This is a genomic window from Bradyrhizobium sp. Arg816, assembly GCF_029989365.1.
Taxonomy (GTDB): Bacteria; Pseudomonadota; Alphaproteobacteria; order Rhizobiales; family Xanthobacteraceae; genus Bradyrhizobium.
Genome location: NZ_JAPRAQ010000041.1, coordinates 1 through 18764 on the forward strand (window position 1 = coordinate 1; position 18764 = coordinate 18764).

Here is an 18764-nt window from a genome sequence, read left to right on the forward strand (position 1 = left end):
AGGTAACCCCCTGCACAAACAGGCCGGATATAAAACTGCAGCCGTATTCTGTGTGGCATCCCTTCTAAGCGAGACTTGGCAAGCGGGAGGCGTCCATATAAGGACCATGACCCCAGCGACGGGCAGCGGATCGTTGAGATTTAGGTGAAGGCTAATCGACCAATACTACTGAGCTGGCTATCGATCTACCAGCCGCGCTCGCCCCGTCTCTGCAACCCCGACCCGCTTCAACGGGCCGAGCGCTACCGTCTTGCCGTATGGCTTCAAAAAGAGAGTTGACATCAATCCGCAATTAAAGGGCCGATTGACAACCTGCATTCTGCTTCGCCGTAACGGCGGCCGTCCCGCCCTCAATAAGCGCCTCCTCAAGCCTGAGGATATCGGCAGCATCCTCGGGATAAAGAGGCCGCCTGTCCCACTGCCCCGGATTATGACGCCCGTTGAGGCGACCGGCATTGCTCCGCCACTTCCTCCTGAAGCGGCGCTTGCGCTCGGTTTCCGATATACCAGAACTGTTTCCAGATCGTTCAGCGTCCGCTGTCTTTTCGCTGCTCTCGATTGAGCTGCGTCATGTTCATGATTGATGGTGACCTCCTCGCTTGCCAGGAGATTGCTCCGGGCACTTGGATCCGTCGCCTCGTCCTGGGATCGCTGGCCATCGTTAGAGGCGTCTTTCGCCGAGGAGAGCGCGCGCGGTCGCCCGCGAGAAAACAAATGACCGGAATCATGATATGCTCGAAGGACGCTTACGCCTGTCTTCATGAGGGCGTCTTTCGGGAAGTAAGTATCTAGGTGATTAACCAGGGACTAGTGGTCCCTTAGATCAGTCGTTTGGCCACGGGCGCGGAGATCATTCGCCAGTCGACGAAGTGCCTGAGTATAAAGCTTGACCGTGTTCGGTTGTGGGTTCTTCTGAGCCGTATATTGAGCAATCGCCCTGTCGATAAGGTCCCGGTCTTCTGTAGATAGATGGGGATAGGAGCCCCCAGCGCCGACTGGCGCGGGTTCGGCCTGCCTTGCCTCAGCCAAGTGCTGCTCAAAGCCATCTTGCCCGGCCTGGCTCGTCTGCGGCTCTTGCAAGACGTCGTGCTGCACCTGCGACCAAGCTGGCACGTTAAACGGGTCAAAATCTTGCGGGTCCACGCTAACCTCACCTCCAGGATCACCTGAACAGGTCTGCCTAGTCGGGCAAGCTTTCGAGAACCTGACCTGGCTATGATTCCGCGGCGCAGAGTTATTCGCGGTGGCCAACCTCGGAAATGACCGCGTTCGGGACCAGGCTCTCCTGAACAATCCGCCTCACCCTCCCTGGGATCCAACGACATCTTTTGTCCATAAGCTCTTACAGCTGGCGCACCCTTAGATCCCAACGGGCTCGTCTGGCGCAGATGCAGCCGGTCCCTTCAACTAGACCGCCAACTCAACTCCCATGCTGCACGAGAAGGTGGAACCAAAATGGCGTTATTGATGATCAAAAGAATACCAACGTAGATACCAACAGATTGAGCGCGTGTTCAGTTTGGGGCGTGTGCGTGATGCTTGTGGGGTTATGAATGTATGATAGTCCCACGCCTGCATATATTCCCGGAGCAAGATGGGCGGTATATGTTCCGGTGATTGCCGTGGTATCGCGATGCGCAAGCCGGCCTTTAGTCAGGGCAGCATCCACCGCAAATTTGCTCCAGCTCGTGTTGCTAGCAACGAATGCAATCAGATCACTGGGCCGGCTATCAAAAGGCCCTTTCGCATAAAGACGAAGCTCGTAATATTGGCCGATCCTGTTGAGGACAGGCGGAGCTAGCATGATGGAGAAGCCGCCGTAGATGCCGCGAGACGGCGACCCAAGGGCGTCACTCTGCCAGAGCTGCCTGTCGGCGGCGATGTAATGAAAATTATTCCCGCTCTCCCTTTGTTGCTTGGGATCCGCCAAATTCGTGTAGCGGCTACTGTTCAAACCAACGCCCGCCCGCAGCCACGTGTCGGGTACGCCGGCAGCAGCCTTGCTCTTGTAGCCGGCTTCTTCAACGAGAAGGATGCCCGCATTGGCCGTGCTCCAGTTCAAGCCGGTGGGATTCTCGGTTATGTGGGCAAAGGCACCATCTGGACTGATTGAGCGCTGGACCGAGACCTTGTTGTACAAGCGATCGTCAATATTGTACTTCAAGTTGACCGCCGGCGTCGGCGCAGCATTGGTGCTCATCCCTGCCTGGAACAAGGCAGACATGTTCGATCCTGTAATCCCTCCGAACAATGTGCCGGTGAACTCATTTTGGTTTCTGAGGTAGCCAAGTTTGAGTTCTACTGTCCTCTCGAAGAAAGTCTGGTAGTAGGCGAGCGTATTGATTCCCACTCGATCTGGCCCCGGGCGATCCCACGTCCAGTATTGCTGCTCGGCTCCTACGACAATCTGCCCGTCGGCAATGCCAAACCGGCTGAGATCGTAGGTGACGATCATGAAGTTTGCCGACGCGAAGGTCGGATTCTGGCCCATATAGAGCTGGTTTGCGATAGTGCTCCTGGCTGCATTCGGCAGCTGGTTGTTTACAAAGATGTTGTGTGTCCAGCCGATGTAGCCGATGCCGACATCTGCCAGCGCCGATCTAACGCCGTGCTTGTCCTGGTCAATCGTGTCCGCAGGGCCAGGTATGTTGAGCCACAACCCTTTTTCACGCAGCTTGTCGTACCTTTCGAAGGGATCGATCGTCTTTTGCTGTCTCGTCTGAGCACCCTTGCCCGCATTGCCGCGCTTCTCGAAAGGCACTCCGGGACCTGCTGCTGGCGCCGGGGCAGGAGGGCGGATTGCCTGACGGATCGGGTCGATCGGGAGCTTTGCGGCCCGATCGGAAGTCTTTCCTCTTTTGCTGGTCTGATCCACAGGGTGGTTACTAGGATCAAGTCGGCTCGCGGTTTGTGCCAGTACGGAATTGCCGACCAGACAAGCCGCTAGCAAAAATGCGATAACAAGCCCAGATTGCTTTCCCCTTGGCCTGAAATTGAAAGAAAGTGCTGCCGTAGCCGAGTATGTCCGAGGCGAGGTCGTCGCAAGAAGGCAATCCTCGCGGCGCGACGATGATCCGGTCCGAAACGTTGCTGTGCATGACGCCGGCGCGCCGAGAGCCAGCGGAGAGCGATGGCTCGGCAAATGCTCACGACGAGCGCGCGGGGGCTTGCTGTCCTGGCCACCAAAACATTGCGAATGTCCACCTCGCTCACTGCGAGTCAGGCGAGTCTGGCGGTGCCGCGCATCTGCATCGAAGGCGGCTTTCTGGGCGAAACGGCAGCTACCAGAAAGCAAGGCTCGCCGTGCATGAGGCTTTGCTTCACGAATCGCTTCATTAATATCGTTATCAGCGAAACAGGAGACAATCGCCAGGCCTGAAGGCCGAAGAGCCTTCGAATTTGCGCGCGCGGCAACCACACAACAACATCCGACGTGATGGCGCAGGAGACCGAAGGAATCAGCCGTCGAGCAGCTTTGGCGGGTATCGGCGAGCGCTTGCCGGCTGCCGTCAGCGCCGCAAAACCTATCTTGCATCCGAATCCTTGACGTGCGCGGCTTTCGTTGGTCACGCTTGCCACGTCCCCGTCATCTCGAACAATCTGCCGAAATTGGTAGTTGACCAGGTGCAGTGCTTGCCGGTCCAATCGGCATTGCCGCTCGGCCGATCAGCCGTGGCGCTTACGTGGCACGACCCCCAGAGCAAGTTTGCTGGTCTCGGCGGGGCGTGAGGCGGGGCTCCATCGAAAACACTGCAGGAATGAGTGGACGGTTTGCATTCGTGCCGTGGCACGGTAAGAAAATCTCGTCGGTTCTTCTGAATGGTGAGAAAATGCTGCACCATCTCCGGCGAAGATGAGTACCATTGCTCGCTGGTGACGCTATCATGGAGTACACGCGCAAATTGTCGCGTTGCGTTGCTCAAGAAGTAGCGTTTCATAGGAGCAGGGCAGACGATCGAAAGCTCGGCAAGATTGATTGTTGTCGACGCTGGCAGCTCCTGGAGCGCGTGAGCATCGCAGCCTATCGCATCGAGATCTTGAACGAGGGACAATGGACATGATTGATCAAGCGGCCGCTTCAGACTTGCGGCCGATCTTGCACGGGCCGCCAAGTCGCATTCTCCCGGTTTTGGTGCTCCCGCTTGTCCTCGTCAGCTCGTGTGCTGCTGGCGTCTGGCTTTGGGCTAACCTTGAAGCGTTTGTCGAGACGCCGGAAGCCCGGGACGTCGCTTCGACGATGAGCCTGTCACTGGAGGACAGGGCAGCCTTGTTTGAGATAAACTGGGCACAGCAGAAAACTGGCGATGAGATCGCAGTACTCAACAGCCGGATCAATGCCCAGCGGGATGACCTAAAAGGGATCCTGGATCAGATCACCATGCTGACTTCGCGGATCGATTCGCTGCAGAGTTTAACACCTGTCCCCTCTGCTGCTTCCAAGCCTCCTTTGGCGCCAGCCCGGGCGGTTTCGAGCGTCGCCAGGAAACGCTTCGGGCGGTCCAAACCACAGGCACCTGCCTCCGTCGGAGGCGCGCCAGTGATCGCCGGACCGAAGACAGCCAAGCCTTGAGGTCTGAGACACTGCAGGCGTGGTCGAGTCTCCAACTGTGCTCGACGAGGGGGACCGTAGCTTCGCAAAGCTGCCTCCGGCCGTAAAATACCGGAAGCTTGTGCGGGCGCCGTCGTCTCCAGCGGCATGTCACTGAGGCTGTCACTATCATCGAGAGCACTCCAGGGGAGGTGGGGCAGCGCACTTCCCGCATGATCGAGCCGTGGCCCTGAACGGCGGAATCCGCCGCGCCAATCCTTTAATCAGCTCTCGTTTAATCAGCCTTCGCCAGTTTTGAGGCCATATCTGAAAGCTCGTGTCCATCACACCGACGCGGCATTCTCGAAATCTGGCCTGTCTGCCCGAGGCGCTACTTCGGATCGCTCCCTCGCGAAGAACTTGGAGGTTTGGGATCTGCTCACGTGCGTGGCTTAGTTAATAGGGATGCGGTCGAGATAAGTGTCGAACGCGGCAGCAACAGCGCGAATGACAAACCGGTGCTCCTGCTTGACCCGAATGAATCCCTCTTCAATCTCCACTATCCCGTCTTCGGCAAGCATTCCCAGGCGCTCGGCCGAATCGAGAAGAGGAAACGGATCAAATCCGTGAGCAGCACAGATCGTTGGTACGTCGGCCTGCAAATCGCACATCAGACGCTCGATGATAGCGGCGCGGAGGCGATCTTCGGCGGTGAGACAGTAGCCTTTTGAGGTTGCCAGACGGCCAGCCTGAATGTGTTGGTGATAGGAAGCGGTTGCAATCTCGTTCTGGACGTAACCGTCGCGCAGACGGCCGATGGCTGATGGACCTAAGCCGATCACGGTTTTGCAGGTATCAGCCGAATAACCCAGGGAGTTGCGGCGCAGCCGACCAGCTTTCTGCGCCAGCGCGAGCTCATCATTGGGCAGGGCGAAATGGTCGAGCCCGATCTGGCGGTAGCCGGCCGAGACCAGCGTATCTGCAATAGCCGCGGCTTGCTCAGCGCGGGCGACATTATCCGGCAGCGCCGTCTCATCGATTTGGCGCTGACGTTTCATATAGGAGGGGACGTGAGCATAGCCGAAAACCGCAAGCCGGTCTGGCCGCATGGCCAGAGCCGTCCGCGCGGAGTCCACGCAGGACCGCACCGTCTGATGCGGCAGTCCGAAGAGAAGGTCGAAATTGATGCAGCTTATGCCATGCTGGCGTAGACTTTCGACGACAGAAGCTGTCAGCACCTCGCTCTGCACGCGGTTGACCGACCTTTGAACCACCGGATCGAAGCTTTGCACGCCGATGCTCGCGCGGCTAATCCCGGCCGCTTGTAACATTTCGACCATCTCGGCGGCGACCCCACGCGGATCGATTTCTATCGCGATGGAAGCTGATTTGCTGAATGCAAAGCAGTGGCGCAGGAGTTCCATCAAGGCGAGAAAATCGCTCGGTGCAATGGTGGTCGGCGTCCCTCCGCCGAAATGCACGTCGCACACCGGCAGAGCGCGCGGCGCTTGCTCTGCGACCAAGCCTATCTCGTCCCGCACTGCCGCCAAGTAATTGCGGATCGGTCGCTCGCCGCGAGTGAGGCTTGTAGGGAAGCCGCAATACCAACATATAGAGCGACAGAACGGAACGTGGATGTAGAGCGATACGGGCTCCTCGGGCGGCAGCCGCCTCAGCCATGTCTCACAAGTCTTGGCACCGACCATCGCGGAGAAATCCGGTACGGTTGGATAGATGGTGTACCAAGGCAGACGAGCATCGCAATACTTGTTTAGGAGGGAGATCTGCAAGGCTTAACTTTCCATGCTCAAACAGCATGAAGCTGACCGATGGCCTCTCTTGTGTCTTTGCGTTATGTCAAACCCGGCGAGTGGTTTCTGAGATCTGGTCCGGTTTTCGATGTTACTGCCAACGCAGCTTAGGGGCAGGGCAGGGAGTGAGAGCCGCTCGTTGGCGATTATCTGGACGTTTAGGATATGAATTTTCTCGTGCGAGCACGGTTAAAGCGGCTAGACGTGCCCGACGAGCCGCGCGAACGATCAATCGCTCATCCGAGGGCACGTCGTTTCGCATTGGCTGACGGCCAGTCATTTTTGCGACGAAAACATGGACTTGTAGGTCTCACCAGGAGCAGCCGAGCTTGCCGCTGCATCTTCAAACCGGCGTTTTCAAGCAAGAGCCGATTTGGTTGCTCACAGAGTTCAACGGATGCCTCCCTCCAAGGCCGGCGTGACACGAAAGATAAGTTGCTTGCTAGATGAGAGCGCAAGGAGCGCAATAGCACAACGTGACGCGACGTGCGAGTCACGTCCTTTAGCGCAGCCGACGAATACAATTATTGATCCCTAGTATCGAACGCATAAGCCTCAATTCCGCCACGCTGGTTGTCTCACTGCCATAAGCATCATCACGGATGTACTGATGATGTTGGGGCGACCCCAGCGCACTTTCAGCCCCCCGGCGAAGTGCGTCGGGGCGCCTTGGTTCGGCGGCGTCTCGTCGCTGTCTGATGCAGCTCACCAACTCACAACGACTTCGGACGTCTTGCTGGGCGAAACCCGGCCAGATGCATCGGACGAGACACGATCTGCAATAGTTTCTATTCTGCTTCATCAACTGGGTTGTTTTTTTTTACATCGCCTTTGGAGCTATCGATTCCTGCCAGATCGCGCATATCTATTCCGTTAGCCGTCATTGGCGTCGCATCGTGCGATGAACCTGCAGCTCTCAGTTTCACATAGACCGCCTGGTCAGGCCTCGACCATCCCGTCACTATATTTTCGATGCTGCGAGCTGGAGCCGTCCATGCAGGAGCGGGCTGGGAGATCTCGCGCCTGTTCATTGCATGAAAATGGCCTTCCCATCCTGGCATTTCAGTCCATTCACAACGGATCGAGGAAGTTTGTGGTTCGGTGGGCCAATCGAACCTGGAGCTCGTCTCGCGCGAATGAGAGCTGAGCCCAGCCAAGCCTCAAAGAGATTGCCGCCAAACAGCTGGATCAGTCGAAAGTGGACACTCCACCCAACTTCTGTTGTACAACGCCGAAGGCATCGAACTCATCGGGGAGCGATAAAAGGATGACTATTGTGACGCGGCTGATCAAAGGCAGCACGCGCGACATTTTGACGGCTTCGTGGCCGAGGCGGCTCATTGCCACGCCTTCGCATCCATGCCATCTCGAATTGCCTGCGACTTTCTGGCGCTCAGCACATCATCTTCCCTACATTCTCCATGAGAACGTAACCGACACACGCATGGGAAACGAGATTGCGCGACGTTGCAGTTCTACATTGGAGTAGATCTTCCAGGCTCCCCCCTCTTGAGGAAGTCGAATGCGCCCCCTGGCGTGATCCGCAGGGGTAGCGAGAGCGTGCCCGATCGCCTCCCATCAGATGCTCTTCTTCCTGCGTTACTGCGCCCTAGATTAGAGGGCCGCGCAGGCCATAGACGAGATGGAGGTACGCCTCATCCCGCTGGCGCGCCCCGCCAACATTGCCCCTCCCGCCAAATGGGAAGCGCGAACGGGATGTGACAAGGTACGGACCGCTCGGCTCATGACGATCAGCTGGGATGCACGAGGTGATCCGCCCCATCGTCGCTCGACCCGACAACTTTTCGTGGTCGCGTTGGCGGCTTTCAGAGTTAGGCAAGGCGCGCGGACCAGACTTAAGCTGCAGCCTCAATCATGTTGCACCCCGATTGACCGTGCTGGATCTCCTGCCGATCCCACGAAAGATGGGAGTTGAGAATTTCAAGCGAGAACCAATTGGACGCCGGCAACGAGCATAATCGCCACGAGGATAAATCTGATGCCTGCCGGGTTCAGACAGTTCAGGCAGACTACCGTTCCAGCGACCGCACCCGCCAGCGCGAAGATAGCGTAAAAAGCCAAATCCGGAGAGGGAAATTGGCCGCTGAAAAGAGCTCCAACGAAGCCGACTGTGGAATTGGCCAGAATAAAAGGCGGTGATAACGCGACGGTCTGCTTCGGTGATGCCAAATTCAGTGTGATGAGCGTCGGCGCGAGGAACACTCCGCCGCCCACGCCGGTCAGGCCCGAAACCAGGCCAAGGGCCGCGCCAATGCTCACGCTTGCCGTGAGCGGAGTTTCGCAAACACGATCGGCAGTTTGTCCCCGCTGCATGATCATCACTGCGCTCGCCAGAAGAAGAACAAGCCCCGTCAGCGTCTTGTACATGTGGTCTTCGAGCACAATCAAGCCACCGACAAGCGACGCTGGCATCGACGAAAAGAGAAGCGGGCGCAGAATTGCCCAGTCAACGACCTTGTTGCGGTTGAAGAGCCACGTAGAATAAGTCGCGACGACAATGTTGAGACCAAGCGCCGTCGGGTGCATCTCTGTCGATGACATACCCAAAAATGCCATTAGCGAGACGAATGCAGTGCCACCCGCCTGGCCGACGCTCGCATAGAGCAGTGAGATGATCGCGAAGAGCAGAGTAGCCATGATTCACCGACCTTGGCGACGATCTTCGCCGTTTTCCACCGAGCCCATCATGATTCGTGCATCAGGTGCGGTCTAACTGTGTTTCTGCTTGGGGACGATCTAAGCGCTTCGCCGGAATCGCTGGCCGGAGGTGCAGTCAATCCTTAACCAGTGCCGTGTTTGGACCGTCCCATCAATTGCCGGACTTGGTACTTGACTGGGCTGCGATAGGGCTGCGTTTGGGCCCTAAGGGGGGGCGGACTCGTGGGGGCCGCCGAGGTGAGCTGCATTTCTTGCTGTAGCTCACCTCGTGCCGCGCCTCGCGCTAGTACTGTCGCCTTTCCTCCGCATGTCATAAATGCTTCGAGGTTCCGACGTCGCAACCAACCGTGTGCGTTCGAAGCCCTTTCTGCGACGGTTGATTTTGGTGAAATCAACAGTTGGTATGACACTTGCTAGTCTGGCGGCGGGTCCTCTCCCTGCTGGAGAAGCGCATGCAAAGTGTCCTCCGCATCAAGCAGATCTCGCGGTTACGAGTATCTCTCGTTGGGCCTTTAAGGTGGCCCCTTTCGGCACGTTTGCGCCAAGCCTGCCGGACGGATTCGATGAGACGCCGCACAACGATGCGAGGAGTATGGCTTCTGCCTCGACTGTTCCGTGTTGCTCATCGATCGCGTCGCCGGCGCCGTCGCACGGCGGAGAATCGGCGAACGGTTAGCGATGGCAATTCGCAAGATTGGGAAAAGACATGACTCTCCTGTTGTCTTCGTCTCTAAGCCGAGAATGGATGCTGACAGGACGCTCGTCGAGTCCCGCGCCGCCAAGCCGCTCGAGCTTAGCTGTATCGCGCAGATCAGAGCCCAGGATCTCGTCGTGCTGGGCCTCGAGACAAACCAAAGCGTCGTTCGGCTGCGTTTTCTCGCCATGCAAGCTCAACAGAGCCAAGCCTCTAGCGCTGGAGCTGTTTGGAAGCTTAGTCCAGGACCCGCGGACCTTCTGTCGGTGCCGGCATCATCAAACGGGACACCGTTGGGTTCGTATCGATGGCACAATCCTTCACACGGATGACGGGCGATGATCTCCGATTTGGCCAGTGCGCTATCGGCGAACTGGACCGATCACTTCCGCTCAGCCTCGGAGGCAGGGATGATGGCGCTATCGCCAGTGTTTGTGCGATCATGCCCGCGCATTTGGCGGCAGGGCAACGAATTCTGCGAATGGCGCCCGGCACAGCGCGAGCGCTTAGACTGCAAGAATAATTAACCCTCGAGTTCAGCTCATGGACTGGAATGTGGCTCCGCCTGAAACAAGCGCAATCGAACACGATGACGGGGAGCTCGATCGTCGTACTGAAGCGCCCATCATGGACCTCTTTAGCTTCACCGAATGCGCTAACCAGACTCATTCACTCAGAGCGCTATTTGAGCTTCTTGTAGGCTGTGCCACCAAGGAAGGCTTCAGTGAAGTCGCATACGGCGCTCTCAACTTCGTTGAGCCACTTCGGCTGGCGGAGTATCCACCCCCGACTGTGGCTGTGAAGTGGCCGCCAGACTGGTGCGACCGATACTTCAAGCGCAAGTACCATACTATCGATCCGGTGGTCCGGCGGACGCCGATGCTTTCGCGGCCTTTTTTGTGGGATCAACTCGCCGACCACTATCAGCTTCAACCGGACGAAAGACGCGTGCTGGACGAGGCGAGAGAGGCGGGGCTGAAAAATGGCATGAGCGTGCCGTTGTTTGGCCCGTTGGGTCGGATATCTGTGGTGTCGTTTGCATCTGCGTTCGACGATGCTGATCCTCAGGACCGCATCGGTCATCTCAACGCGCTGGCTTGGCAGTTTCACACCGCCTATGGCGACATCGCTCGTCCCTGCGATAATGGTTGCGAAAGAAAAGTGGCATTATCGAAGCGAGAGCTCAGTTGCATGCGGTGGGTGGCAGAGGGGAAATCGTCATGGGAAATTGGGAAGATCCTGGGAATCAGCGACAATACAGTCAACTTTCATGTCAAGAACGCGACGCGCAAGTTGGGTGCGACCAGCCGAATTCAAGCGGTCGCTATGGCTATTCGCCTAAATGTTCTTTGAATTTTGAGAACGGGGCACTAACAGCCAAATCGTGGGCTTCCAGCTTCTGGCATGTTGAGCGTGGCGCCTTCGGCGAGCTCGCAGATACGACGCTCCTTGGAGCAAGCCCGCTATCTCACGCTGCGTGAGGTTGTGGGACTTCATGAGATCGATGAATTGTCGAATCGGCTGACCTGTTTCCCCAGTGTGTTGGCGGCATCTCGGCCACACTCCAGCCAGCCTCTGGATCCAGTGTCGGACGAGCTCGCACCTGGTGCTTCGGAACTGGATTGGGGGGCCGGCAGGGAGAGGAGCAGCTGAGGGAAGAACCCCGACCGGGGTCGGGGTTCCGATTCACGCAACCGCGTGGAGGTCTCTATTTGGCAAAGGGCGAGCCAAACTTGTAATTGAGCCGTGCCGTGATGAGATCGATGTCCTGGTGGGCGCGGTCCGTGCCGAGAAACCCTGGGAAGCTTATGTTGCTGCGCTGCATGAACAAGTGGTTATACTCGACGCCAGCTGACCAGTTCGGCGTGAGGCTGACTTCGGCACCGGCCCCCAGAACGCCACCCCAACGCACATCATTGCTGTTGGCAAGCTCGGTGCGCGAAGCTACCGAATTGAGGTGATAGTTGTTGCTGGTCACCGCAGCACCACCCTTTCCGTAAAGTAGGACGGCATTGAACGCGTAGCCGATATGTCCCGTGAGTAGACCGAATGCGTCTGTCGTGGTGCCAACGGTGTTTGCCGGAAAGGCGGTGCTGACATTGGAGCCGCTGAAGTCGGCCCAGTTGCCCTGACCTTCGATGCCGTAGACCATGTTGAAGATCTGCCAACGATAGCCAATCTGGCCGCCAATGGTCCCGCCAGTCGAATTATGGCAGCCCTCGGAAGTGACGCCATTGAAGTCCCAGCAATTGTGGCTCGTTCCCCAACCGCCATTGACACCGATATAGTAGCCGGACCAGTCGATAATCGGGGCTGCGACCGGCAGCGGTGGCGCCTTGACGTTGACGGGCTGTCCGGCCAAGTCCGTGCCGAATGCCGGAGCGGCCGCACTGAGTGCGCCGATGCTTGCGGTCAGAATCAGAAAATTCTTCATTCGAGTTCGTTCCTTTCGATGCCCCCCGGTGCCGTGCGTTTAACAATATGATCGCGAATTGCTGTAACTGCCGCACAACATGTCTTCGAAAGAAATGGGTCAAATCGCACGCCACGTCAGATTGTGGAGCGCGCAACTTGCCATGGCACTGCCTCGACCGCAATGCTGGGGCCCGACACTGGTCGCTTCGCGCAGATGCTTCTTTGAATACGATCCGTTCGTGATGGCCTGTGACGGGAGGTAATGCTGCGAGCTGTTTAGCTCCCTCTGTCGCTGACTAGCGACAAAGCCGGGCTGCGCCAATACGTCCCGTGCATGCTCGCTATTCAGAGAGTTCGGCAAATGAAGACCGCTGATCGAGGACGCGTCTCGTGCGCTCAAGCTCATTCTTCCGGCAGGACGGTCGTGCTGCCGCTTGCAATCGTGAGCGATGCGGCGAGGATCGATCACAGGCCTGGATCGCTTGGCTCAGGATCTATCGCAAGTGTAGCACGATGTTCCTTAACTCGACGTCGATCGACGGATGTCAAAGGAGCCGATGCGACTGTGCTTGACCAGGCTCTTGCTTGAACTTGCGCAAGCTCGTGCCGAGCCAAAGGTCGAGAGAGGAAACGGTATGGCTTTTCCTGGCGCCAGCGAATATTAGAGCGGCTGTCCCGTCTCGTCGCCGACTTGCTCTGGGTTCCAGGTGACTGGTCTGGGGTCACCAGAAGAGCTGCACAGGCGACTGTCGTCGCGAACGTGCTCGTCTTCAGCGGGGCTGAACATGAGTGGAGGAAGGTCAGCTCCACCACGCTCTGCCCCGGTTGTTTTGCCGCCGCATAGGGTCTCCAAGAGCCTTAACAAGCCAAACTCATGTGGCAGTAGAGGTTCAAGCGCCTTATTGCTCGGCCGACGGCGCCAGTTCAGCCCGCAAGCTGCGTATCGCCTCGTTAGCCAGATTCAAAGTATTCCGCTCGCCCTTCTTTATGGAAGACTCAAGGAAAGTGCACAACCGGCTATGGAGGACCGTCTTGCGATTATGCGCCAGCAAAGGATCCTTCTCAACAAAGCGCCAGGCTTTATCAAATGCAACGCTCACGATAGCATCTGGCATCTGCACTTGCTCGGATAACAACTGATCCATCTCAACACTCCACGACGTCCTGATACAAGGAAGTACCTTCGCAAAAGCAAACCGAGAGTCTGTGGCTTGTCCCAGCAAGTAAGACATCAGAGCCGCAGTATGCTCGGGCATCGAGCTGCTCTCGATGCTTCAATGAATTTATAGATGTTTGTTGAAGTTACGATGACCCCGAATGTCGTATTGCCAGGCGCAATTCGAATAATTCCGAGGCGGTTGAAACCAGCTCGCGTTGTTCGCGCGGCTTCGTTGCCGAAGTGCTCTTGTTGCTCGGTGTCAGTCAATAATCGGGGCTCTTCTTCCTGCAATCGGAAGATCGGCGCCATGCCAATCACGACTAAAGCCGAACATCGATGAAAATGGTTCGTTCCCGCCCTTTCGCAGTCTCAAGCTAAGCAGCGTCTCTGGAAGCGCGTGGCGTTTTCTGGACACTGCTTGTTTGCTTTCTGACATGTGTCCGCGGGCACTCGTCCTTTGCTCGACCCCGCGCGGCCTCCAGCTTTCGCGCATGGGCGAACAGTTGTGATATGGAAAAGCCAGCGGACCGGCGCGCTTACGGGACGGTGAGCCCATAAACGCCAAGTCGCCGAATCCCTGGTTCGTACGGCCGTAGCAGTCAGCCCAGCAATAGACGTTCGATAAGCGCGCCATCAACCGCAGAAAAAGCTAAAGGAAATCTCGGTCCGCTGCTGCACGTGACAGAATTAGTTTCGCGATCTTCATTTGGTTGGCGGGAGTTCGGAGCTCTGGCGGTAATGCCGCCACGGCCTGATCGTGAAGGCGTCCCAAGTCCTGAAGGTCTTCTGGGTAGTAGACGCCACGGTCTCGCGACAGTCGCGTCGTTTGCCGGTCGCCGGCGCGGCCCTCGGTTCTCGTATCGCCGAGCTGGCCGAGCTCCAGTTCCGCCGTAATCATTTGGTTTGTGAGTGCGTTTAGCAGTCGGATCGCTTCGAGCTCGTTGCCTTCTTCGCGTATGAGGGCGGCCACGATGTCGAGTTGCAGGTCGATGCGATCCTCGAGGTCCTCTGAGCGTGAATTGGAAGGGTCAAGTTCCACGGTGTTGCTCCAAAGTAGTTAAATGCAGGCAGCAGACTGAGTAACGGTTGTGTCGTGCGTTCCCGTTCGCGAGACGAAGACGCGGAGATAGAACGTATGGCGCTGCACAAGGCAGGGTGCGCACACGGTCGTCGAAGGGAGAGAGTAGCAGGCATGATGCCGCGAACGGACCGCAAAGGCGGAATCGACTATAGAACGCTGCGAACTGCGTTGTAGATGGCCTGTCATCTGATTCGACCGTCGAGCCGGTCCAGCGCGTCGGACAGTGGCCGTGACTCCAGCCAGCGGGGACACCGCTGATGACGGCAGGTCGAGAAGTGCGGCCCGAACTGCGGGATTGCTTGCCGCCTGACATAGCGATCCAGACGTAACCGGAGGCCTCGCCAGGCAGAGTGCCATAAAGAGCGCTTGGCGCTGGACGCTGTTGCTGATGGCGCGCCGTCAACTGGTCCAGACCGGTCTCCTCATCATGGCAGAAAATTGGGTCCCAGCCCATGCCTGGCAACCCAGAAACAACATCCGCTACATACGTCTGCGGTTTCTGTCTGCATTCGTTGACAGGCGATGCCTGGCTCGGTGAGGGTGCAGATGGGCTCCTGGAGGGTGGGCGCGCTAAGAGACAAGACCGGCAGATCGCGCACCTCCACCCCTCGTTGGGGTGGTGATGTAAGGATTGCTGACAAGGGATAACCGCGCCGGGATATGGTCGAAGAGCGCCGGCGCATCGAATGAGATAGGGCGGCGTCAGGCTGTAGGAAATGAGTGTGGAAGCTGCCCGCCGACGAAGACTGAGGACGCGAGCAGAGTGAGAATCCACGATCACACCACCTACAGGGGTGGGCAGTAAGATCGCGAGGATATGCGGCTTGCACTTAGCGTGGTCAGATAGCTGACCGGACTGCTTTGTTTGAAGGCCGCGACGGCGTCGGATTGTCGGCGGCGCCCGCCTGGTCAGGGCAAAAAGTCCAGCCCGCACCGGTGTAGAGGGCAGTTCGCCTGCCCCAATTCTATGCAGCGCACGCATTTACCTTGGCCAAGCGGTGTGCGTGGGAGTCGATCTTCGTGTCGGGCCTTAGTATGATTGCAAAGGCGGAGGCGCCAGCGCGATAGATTACCTGCCAGACGTTGCGATTAGCCATCCGACTGCATTTGCGCCGCACGTGCGTCGATTCCAAAGATTGATGGGCCTCGTTGGCGATGCAGCCACGAGAACCTCGAATTGGCCTTCGACTATGCTGAAAGCAAGAAGGGTCCATTGCTCACACGACATTCGTGAAATGTGCTTTCCGGAAACCGGCGACCGACTTATGGGGTACTTGGCTGAAATTGGTAAAATCGAAAGTGTTGATGGGATGCATCCAGTTCGTGGATCGCGCACGCGCGTAATCTCATCTCTTACATCGAAAGCGGGTCAGTCGGTTTTTTCCTGCCGTCTTGGTGCAGTGAGCTTATGGGCCTTTTAGGCGAGCCTGCAGTTGCTGACCGGCCATGATTGAGAAGAAAGAACGGTCGCTGGGCGCTCACAACGAAGAATTTCGTTCGAAAGCAGAGTTCATGGGCCCGAGTAAGAGAAGCGCAGTCAGAAAAGTCAACGGCTCGATCACCGCCATTGAGGCTGACGATCGCCTTTGCGCCCAGGGCAAACGACGACCAAAATCGCAACCAGCTTCGGATAACCTCAGTGCGTCGGTCTACTTGCCAAGCATACGATCCCCCAAATCCAGACATTATCCGCCAAAGCTATCGATAATTTCAGCTTTGATTGCGGTTGCGGTGTACAGGGAAATCTCCGGTGGAAGGTTTCCGAATGCAAGCTGGCAAAGCAAGTAGTTGGCACCTGCCACTTCCATCTGCTGAAGAAGGAGCTGTCGGACCGAAGTTGGCGTTCCAACGACGCACAATTCGCTCTCGAGTGCTGCATCGAAGGTCAGCGGAAGGGCGGGCGGCGTCGGAATGTTGTTCAGCTCGTAGAGGAACTTAAAGCTTTCCAGCCATCGCCGATACGCAGTTTCGGCCGCCGCATGAGCGTCCCGATCAGACTTCGCAATCACGACCATGCGGGCCAGCCCGAGGAATGGCTCGCGGCCGTGTGCGGCTGTATTGTGGGCTTGATGGGAGCGGTAGGCGTCGGTAACGTTCCGGACAACACAGGCGGGGCCTATGCACGCCAGATTGGCGCCATTTGCAGCGGCCCACTGCGCGGACTCAGCCCGATTGCTCGCGATCCAGGTAGGCGGATATGGACGTTGATGAGGCCTCAACGTTAAGGGTATTTCGCTCAACTCGAAGTGGCGTCCCTGATAAGATAGCGCATGTCCCTTCAGCGCAATATTCAGGATTTCACTGGCTTCCGTATAACGGCTTGGTGCGGTATCTGCACTGATGCCGAAGAAGCCCCATTCAATCGGCTGGGAGCCGCGGCCTATCCCGACCTCGAGCCTACCGCCGCTCAATTGGTCAAGCATGCAGATCTCTTCGAATGCGCGCAGTGGATGATAAAGGTTGAGCAGCAGGACGAGCGGACCGAAGCGTAATCGCCGGGTGCGCTGCGCGACGCTCGATAGAAACAGGTTCGGCGAGGGCCCTCTGCCATGAGGTGTGCAGTGGTGTTCGGCCAGGTGATAAGCGTAGAAGCCGAGGGAGTCGTAGACCTCCGTTAGCTTAAGACGATCTTCATATTGTCGTGCGGCATCTCGGCCGTCGTCATCCAAATGGTCGAAAATGCCGCACGTTAGTCTTGAAGGAAGGCCACTCTTCACTCGATCAATCTCCGATTATGGGTCAGATGGTGAGTCCTGGTTGCTTCATGGCGTCGCGCTCAAAGAGGTCTCGTTCGTCATTTGACCCGCTTAGGCCGTTTCTCTTTGGGGGCGTGGAACCGAGCTTGCACTATGTGAGTGGGTCACGAGAATCCGCAAACGGGGTCCGGCCGTTACCTTGATAACGTTTGCGAAGCGCCTCCACACCGAGCATCTGCTCGACCAGAAGCATCGTTAGCCGCTTCAGAGGTCCCGTGCCTGCGCCAGATCAGCTCCGCACGGCTACTATTTGTCTATCATCGGACGTAGCGTCTCCTTCAGATCGACATCGGGCAGCTCTGCGAGCGCTGCAACGAACGCGAAAAATGCTCCGAAAGCTGCAAGTATAATTGAGCTTGCGAGTATCGCTGCTCCAACGACCTGAGTGTGTCTCATCATCCGTGTCTCTTTGGGTTTGGGGAGACGGCGTTGATGCCAATCAGTTCTGCTCGACAGTTTCAACACGGCCGTCTCGCCAGCGGTAAACCAGAAAACCAGGAGCCGCATTGTCTCCCTTTGCATCGAACCGGACTGGGCCAATCACGGTATGGATCGGCCCTGAACGAAGTGCGCTGGCGACGCGCGCAGCATGGAAAGAGCCGGTCCGGTTCACCGCCTCAGCCCATGCTTGCACGGCTGCATAGGCGTAAAGCGTGTAGCCTTCAGGGGACAGGTTGGAAGCCTTGAGTTCGGCCACCACGCCGGCCGCATTGGCATTCCTGGCGGGGTCCGGCATGAAGGTAAACAACGTGCCATTTCCAGCACTGCCTGTAATGGCCCAGAATTCGGAGGTCATCAGCGGATCGTTCGCCATGACGATGAGTCCCGCTCTTGCTTCTGACGCCTGACGTACAAACAATCCGATTTCGGTATGATAGCCGCCGATATAGACGACGCGCACCCGATCCTTCTTCATTCTTGAGACCAGCGCCCTGTGATCCTTTTCACCGGCTACATAGCTTTGCCGAATGACTTGTTCACCGAAACTCTGAAGCTGTGCTTCAACCACGTCGGAGATACCCTTGCCTGCGGTGCTCTTGTCGTCGAGCACTGCAATCTTGTCGTTAGGGTAGTTCCGGTGAATGTACTCTGCGGCAACGATGCCCTGTTGGTCGTCGCGGCCGCAGATCCGAAAGACACTCTCAAGGCCGCGTTCTGTTAGCTGAGGATTTGACGAGCCTGGTGACACCTGAATGATGCCTGCTTCGGCGTAAATCTCGGAGGCCGGGATCGACGAAGAAGAACAAAAATGGCCAACGACCAACCGGACCCGCTCTGTTGTGAGCTTGTTCGCGACTGCGACAGCTTGCTTCGGGTCGCAAGCGTCATCGGCGACACTCAATATCACCTTGGTATCGAGAAGCAGGCCAGAAGCGTTCAACGCCTTGACCGCCGCAGCCGCACCATCGCGCATTTGCGCGCCGAACGCAGCGCTGCTTCCGCTCATTGGGCCAACGACGGCAATATCGACCTCGGAGCCGCGTGCAACCGAGACGAGGGCGCAGAAGAGAAGCGCTGCCCTGGCGGCAGAAGCGTAGCGCCCATTTAACATTGTAGAGCTCCCAATGCTCACCTGAAGTGAGCCTTTAGCAGTTGTATCAGACGTGCCTGCACGTCGAGGCTGTCCGCCAAGTGAAGCTT

At 57.4% G+C, this 18764-nt stretch carries 13 protein-coding genes; 2 read left to right on the forward strand and 11 right to left on the reverse strand.

Annotated features, from left to right (window positions below; genetic code table 11):
- Positions 1 to 1471: 1471 nt before the first annotated feature.
- Both OWC48_RS43890 and OWC48_RS43895 read right to left on the reverse strand, forming a co-directional pair.
- Entirely contained in the window at positions 1472 to 2761 is a 1290-nt protein-coding gene (locus OWC48_RS43890; RefSeq protein WP_282525597.1) for a carbohydrate porin, read from the reverse strand.
- A gap of 458 nt (positions 2762 to 3219) precedes the next feature.
- On the reverse strand, positions 3220 to 3645 hold the full coding sequence (locus OWC48_RS43895) for a hypothetical protein (protein WP_282525598.1): 426 nt from the start codon (positions 3643 to 3645) through the stop codon (positions 3220 to 3222).
- A 406-nt stretch (positions 3646 to 4051) separates the two neighbouring features.
- Between OWC48_RS43895 and OWC48_RS43900 the strand changes: the two genes are divergently transcribed.
- On the forward strand, positions 4052 to 4570 hold the full coding sequence (locus OWC48_RS43900) for a hypothetical protein (RefSeq protein WP_282525599.1): 519 nt from the start codon (positions 4052 to 4054) through the stop codon (positions 4568 to 4570).
- 410 nt (positions 4571 to 4980) lie between these two features.
- Here OWC48_RS43900 and hemN read toward each other — a convergent pair whose 3' ends face one another.
- The 3 genes from hemN to OWC48_RS43915 all read right to left on the reverse strand — a co-directional run bounded on the left by hemN (position 4981) and on the right by OWC48_RS43915 (position 8997).
- Positions 4981 to 6318, reverse strand: coding sequence for an oxygen-independent coproporphyrinogen III oxidase (hemN, locus tag OWC48_RS43905; protein ID WP_282525600.1), 1338 nt, complete (start codon positions 6316 to 6318; stop codon positions 4981 to 4983).
- A 1209-nt stretch (positions 6319 to 7527) separates the two neighbouring features.
- The gene (locus OWC48_RS43910) at positions 7528 to 7680 is read right to left on the reverse strand and encodes a hypothetical protein (RefSeq protein ID WP_282525601.1); all 153 of its coding nucleotides are present in this window, start codon (positions 7678 to 7680) and stop codon (positions 7528 to 7530) included.
- A 600-nt stretch (positions 7681 to 8280) separates the two neighbouring features.
- On the reverse strand, positions 8281 to 8997 hold the full coding sequence (locus tag OWC48_RS43915) for a sulfite exporter TauE/SafE family protein (RefSeq protein ID WP_282525602.1): 717 nt from the start codon (positions 8995 to 8997) through the stop codon (positions 8281 to 8283).
- Positions 8998 to 10339: 1342 nt separating this feature from the next.
- Between OWC48_RS43915 and OWC48_RS43920 the strand changes: the two genes are divergently transcribed.
- On the forward strand, positions 10340 to 11065 hold the full coding sequence (locus OWC48_RS43920) for a LuxR family transcriptional regulator (protein ID WP_282525628.1): 726 nt from the start codon (positions 10340 to 10342) through the stop codon (positions 11063 to 11065).
- Between the two features lie 355 nt (positions 11066 to 11420).
- Here the strand turns inward: OWC48_RS43920 and OWC48_RS43925 are convergent, their stop codons facing one another.
- The 6 genes from OWC48_RS43925 to OWC48_RS43950 all read right to left on the reverse strand — a co-directional run bounded on the left by OWC48_RS43925 (position 11421) and on the right by OWC48_RS43950 (position 18675).
- Positions 11421 to 12146 (reverse strand): outer membrane protein, encoded by a 726-nt coding sequence (locus tag OWC48_RS43925; protein ID WP_282525603.1) that lies wholly within the window; start codon positions 12144 to 12146, stop codon positions 11421 to 11423.
- A gap of 880 nt (positions 12147 to 13026) precedes the next feature.
- Entirely contained in the window at positions 13027 to 13272 is a 246-nt protein-coding gene (locus tag OWC48_RS43930) for a hypothetical protein (protein ID WP_282525604.1), read from the reverse strand.
- A gap of 86 nt (positions 13273 to 13358) precedes the next feature.
- The gene (locus OWC48_RS43935; protein ID WP_282525605.1) at positions 13359 to 13595 is read right to left on the reverse strand and encodes a hypothetical protein; all 237 of its coding nucleotides are present in this window, start codon (positions 13593 to 13595) and stop codon (positions 13359 to 13361) included.
- A gap of 340 nt (positions 13596 to 13935) precedes the next feature.
- Entirely contained in the window at positions 13936 to 14325 is a 390-nt protein-coding gene (locus tag OWC48_RS43940; protein WP_282525606.1) for a NolY, read from the reverse strand.
- 1727 nt (positions 14326 to 16052) lie between these two features.
- Positions 16053 to 17084: an LLM class flavin-dependent oxidoreductase gene (locus OWC48_RS43945; protein WP_282525607.1), complete on the reverse strand. Its 1032-nt coding sequence runs from the start codon at positions 17082 to 17084 to the stop codon at positions 16053 to 16055.
- 478 nt (positions 17085 to 17562) lie between these two features.
- The gene (locus OWC48_RS43950; RefSeq protein WP_282525608.1) at positions 17563 to 18675 is read right to left on the reverse strand and encodes a branched-chain amino acid ABC transporter substrate-binding protein; all 1113 of its coding nucleotides are present in this window, start codon (positions 18673 to 18675) and stop codon (positions 17563 to 17565) included.
- Positions 18676 to 18764 lie beyond the last annotated feature (89 nt).

Bases quoted from the DNA above. Each gene is read 5' to 3' on its own strand.
- OWC48_RS43930 (WP_282525604.1), bottom strand. From the start codon at position 13,272: ATGGATCAGTTGTTATCCGAGCAAGTGCAGATGCCAGATGCTATCGTG.
- OWC48_RS43950 (WP_282525608.1), bottom strand. From the start codon at position 18,675: ATGTTAAATGGGCGCTACGCTTCTGCCGCCAGGGCAGCGCTTCTCTTC.
- OWC48_RS43920 (WP_282525628.1), top strand. From the start codon at position 10,340: ATGGACCTCTTTAGCTTCACCGAATGCGCTAACCAGACTCATTCACTC.
- OWC48_RS43900 (WP_282525599.1), top strand. From the start codon at position 4,052: ATGGACATGATTGATCAAGCGGCCGCTTCAGACTTGCGGCCGATCTTG.
- OWC48_RS43935 (WP_282525605.1), bottom strand. From the start codon at position 13,595: ATGGCGCCGATCTTCCGATTGCAGGAAGAAGAGCCCCGATTATTGACT.
- OWC48_RS43910 (WP_282525601.1), bottom strand. From the start codon at position 7,680: ATGAGCCGCCTCGGCCACGAAGCCGTCAAAATGTCGCGCGTGCTGCCT.
- OWC48_RS43925 (WP_282525603.1), bottom strand. From the start codon at position 12,146: ATGAAGAATTTTCTGATTCTGACCGCAAGCATCGGCGCACTCAGTGCG.
- OWC48_RS43915 (WP_282525602.1), bottom strand. From the start codon at position 8,997: ATGGCTACTCTGCTCTTCGCGATCATCTCACTGCTCTATGCGAGCGTC.